Source organism: Caballeronia glebae, from assembly GCF_001545035.1.
GTDB lineage: Bacteria > Pseudomonadota > Gammaproteobacteria > Burkholderiales > Burkholderiaceae > Caballeronia > Caballeronia glebae.
On sequence record NZ_FCOJ02000135.1, the window covers coordinates 1 to 3,650 of the forward strand.

Below are 3,650 nucleotides of genomic sequence, written 5' to 3' on the forward strand. Positions count from 1 at the left end.
ATACACGCAACGCCAAGCTGAAAGCGCCGAACTTAGATAAATGGCTGTATCACGCCAACAACGCAGCGTTTCGCCTCGAACACGAAGGTCCGCTCGATGAAAGGCTGAAACCGCACGATCAATTGTCGCAACTCAACGTCCTTGTGCAGCTTGAGCATCTGATGACATACCCGATCGTCCACCAGCAAGTCGCCGCGGGCGCACTCGTGTTGAGCGGCTGGTGGTTCGATATTGCGAGTGGCGACATGTATGCCTATGAGCGCAGGAGCCGCTCATTCGAAGTCATCGACCGCGCGATGGCTGATCGGATGATAGCGCGCCTTGCTGCGCGGGCGCGGTGAAGTGCACGAAGATCTTCACCACAATTCCCATCGCGGGTCGACGGGCTAGCCACGGCGAGAATGGTTGTACGAAGGACCGCTGTCTGGTGCGGAGCCGACACTTGATTCCCGGTGAAGGGGCGGACTTGACGTCCGGAGATGGCCGTCAGTTCGCGTTCAAATTACTCGCCAGAAGGCTGACCTCGCGGATCGCGATGTCGGCGCTGTAGAACCTTCATCCAATTGGTGCTCTCGGCCAATTCCGGCCCCTTGTCCGTGCTTTTGGGTTGACGTTTGAACGGCGGCTTGATTTTGAAAGCGGACCAGCAATTGAGCGGCAATGGTCCGCTAAGAATGAACCTCCGCGCCGAAACTAGGCACTTTTGAGGCTGTTTTGTGCTACATCGACTTTAGAAAGCGCTTCGTGCATCGACTCAATAGCCGCTACTTTTTTCTCAAGTTTCCGCCGATAGCCACGAGTAGCGCGTTCAGCGACACGGGCTTACCCAAATGCGCATCGAACCCTGCACGCAGTGCCTCGGCAGCGTCCTGCTCGCGTCCGAAACCGGTTAAAGCGATCGCTGGAACCGCCCTACATGCCGGCAGCTCACGCAACTTCGCAATCAGTTCATAGCCGCTCATTGTCGGCATGCCGATATCCGACAGAATGAGATCGAATTCGCTTTCGCTCGCGACCTTGAGAGCTGCTTCGGGAGTCGATTCCGCTCTGACCTGCGCCCCTTCTAATTCAAGCAAAGTCCGGAACCCTTCGAGGCCCTCCAGCGAATCGTCGACAAGAAGTACGCGCAGCCCCGTCAGAATGCTGGGATCACCGGTTTTACCCGCGGGCAATACAGATGAAGATGGAGGAAGATGTGGCAGCCAAAGGCGGAAACAGGATCCTTGTCCCAATCCAGCCGAGGTACCCTCAATGCGTCCGCCGTGCATTTCAGCCAGTTGCTTGGTGAGCGACAAGCCGATGCCTAAGCCGCCGCGATCACGTCGGCCGCCGCCGTCCGCTTGGCTAAACATATCGAAAACTTTGGGCAGAAAATCGGGCGCGATGCCTTGTCCCGTATCGCATACCTCGATGCAGACGTATCGATCATCGCGCGTAAGCGACAGATTCACGCGTCCGCCGTGCGGCGTGAACTTCAAGGCATTGCGCACCACGTTCCAAATCATCTGCTCCAGGCGTACCGGATCGGCCTGAATCGTCAACGGCGCGTCAACGCCTGACACTGCCATTCGAATTTGCTTGTTCGCGGCTTCCGCGTCACTCGCCTCGACGATCGCTCGAAGAACAGATGCAAGATTGACCGGCGAGAAGTGCAACGCCAACTTGCCCGTGCGCACCCGCGATAGATCCAACAGGTCGTCAATGATCTTGGATTGCCCAAGGACCGAACGTTGAATCGCGTCCGCCGCATCCTGAACCAGCGCAATATCTTTCACCTCGGGCGAGCGGCTCAGTAACTCAGCCTTGACGTGAATTAAGTTAAGCGGATTCTTCAGCTCGTGCGACAGTACCGCAAAAAATTCATCTTTTTGGCGGTTCACCGTTTCCGCCTGGGCACGAATGGCTCGCTCGAGCGCCAACTGCAGTTGCTGCTGGCTCTCCACGCTCTTACGGTCGGTTAAATCGCGCGCTATTTTCGCAAGACCCTTGAAGCCGACCGTGTCGATCGATGTCATGACGCCGCTGCAATAGATCTTTCTGCCGTCTTTTCTGAGGTGCCAACGTTCGTCCTCGGCACGACCTTCCTTCTTGGCTGTTTCTCTTTCCGCGAGCGCTGCGCCCGGCCGGTCTTCCGGGACGAATATGAGGTCGATCGGCTTGCCCACGACCTCATGTTCTTCAAAGCCAAACATGCGGTGCGCTCCTCGATTCCAACTGAGGATCGTGCCGTCCGAATCTTGCACAATGATTGCATAGTCGTCGGTGGTCAAGGCAGCGAGCTTCAGACGTTCTTCGCTCGATCGGGCCGCTGCCTCGGCCCGGCGTCTTTGCGTGATGTCGATCAGGGTGAGCACAGCACCGTCGATGCGATCGTCCACGGTTCGGTATGGCAGCACGCGAGCGAGGAACCAATCGCCGTCCAAAGTGCTGACTTCCCGCTCCGCCGACTTCAGGTCCTCGAATGCGCTTCTTACATCTGCGGCGAGTTGCGGATAATGCAGGCGATGCGTCAAATCGAGCAAGGGGCGACCGATATCCGTCGCTATTAAATTGAACAGTCCCACTGCTGCGGGCGTATAGCGTTTGATGCGCATCGAACGGTCGACAAAGATAGTCGAGATGCCGGTAGAGGCAATCAAGTTTTGAAGGTCATCGTTGGCTTTCGCGGTCTCTTCTACCTTCGCCTGCAACGCACCATTGACCGTCAGGATCTCTTCGTTGACCGACTGCAGTTCTTCCTTGCTGGTTTCGAGCTCTTCGGACGCTGACCGCATTTCTTCGTTGATTGCCTGCAACTCTTCGTTGGACGCCTTTAGCTCCTCGCTTGAGACGCTAGAATGCTCGACGGTCGATTGCAAAAGCTCCTTTAATCGCCGTACTTCGGCCTCGAGGTGTGCGACGACAGGACTCTCGTCAGTCGGAGCGACTTCGGACACTTCGGGCAACGTGGTCTCCTCCGCCTCATCGAAGAACACTGCAAGGAGGTCTCCAACGGCCGCATCGTAGAACGGGCGCACAGTCATGTTGACGTAGGAAAGAGCGGTACCCCGCGCGAACCTCACGCGTTCTGCATCGACGCTTTTGCCATGTCGCAGCGCCTGAAAGAGCGCAGTTTGAAGCTCCAGCCTCAGCTCGGGGTTGATCAGGGTGAGCAGATTGTGAGACGGTTCACCGCCGACGTATAGGAGGAACCGGCCGACATCCTCTGACATATGCAGGATTTCCCCGTCGCGATCGATCAGCACGCTTGGCGGCGCATAATGCTCCATGGCGCTTCGGTGCAGGGCTGAGAACGACGAGTCCGTGCGACCAATCGCTGGCTTTATGTTACTGAAGTGAGTCGGCTGCGCCAGCGGGCCGACGAACGGTAACGTCGACGCAGGTCGCGCGCTCGCCGATTTCTTCGCGCGATAAATCCGGCTCTTCTTGTCAATGGCGACGAAAAGGTCATCGGCAATCTCAGCCGACTCGGAACTACCCAAGAATAGATAGCCGCCCGGTTGAAGCGCGAAGTGAAATGTTTGCAAGACCTGTCGCTGTACCGTACGGTCCAGGTAGATCAGTAGGTTGCGGCATGACACCAGGTCGAGCTTAGAGAAGGGCGGATCACGCAGCAGGTTGTGGGCGGCAAACAGAACCTGTTCCCTTAA

At 57.1% G+C, this 3,650-nt stretch carries 2 protein-coding genes; one reads left to right on the forward strand and one right to left on the reverse strand.

The annotated features are described in order from the left end of the window. Positions 1-341 (forward strand): carbonic anhydrase (locus AWB82_RS36240; RefSeq protein WP_327346132.1); only part of this gene is annotated, 341 nt, incomplete at its 5' end. Positions 342-764: 423 nt separating this feature from the next. Here the strand turns inward: AWB82_RS36240 and AWB82_RS36245 are convergent. After that, on the reverse strand, positions 765-3,650 hold a 2,886-nt coding region (locus AWB82_RS36245), incomplete at its 5' end, for a PAS domain S-box protein (protein ID WP_086974051.1).